This window comes from Pseudonocardia ailaonensis (assembly GCF_039531635.1).
In the GTDB taxonomy this organism is placed as follows: Bacteria; Actinomycetota; Actinomycetes; order Mycobacteriales; family Pseudonocardiaceae; genus Pseudonocardia; species Pseudonocardia ailaonensis.
Genome location: NZ_BAAAQK010000010.1, coordinates 1 through 266 on the forward strand (window position 1 = coordinate 1; position 266 = coordinate 266).

General features: G+C 70.7%; 1 pseudogene. It reads left to right on the forward strand.

Annotated features, from left to right (window positions below):
* Nucleotides 1–230, forward strand: a pseudogene (locus ABD324_RS18420) (thioredoxin-disulfide reductase); the annotation flags it as partial.
* Nucleotides 231–266 lie beyond the last annotated feature (36 nt).

The window sequence follows — 266 nt, forward strand, 5'->3', positions numbered from 1 at the left end:
CGGGCTACGTCAAGACGCAGGCCCCCACCACCTACACCGATGTCCCGGGCGTGTTCGCCTGTGGCGACCTCGTGGACCACACCTACCGGCAGGCCATCACCGCGGCCGGTTCGGGATGTTCCGCCGCGATCGACGCCGAACGCTGGCTGGCCGAGCAGCCTGTCACCCCGGAGCTGGCCGGCGGCGGCTACGGAACCGACGCCGCGAACGTCGCGGCCTCCGTGCACTGATCCCCACCCACCTCACCAAGGAGTACGCGATGGGCA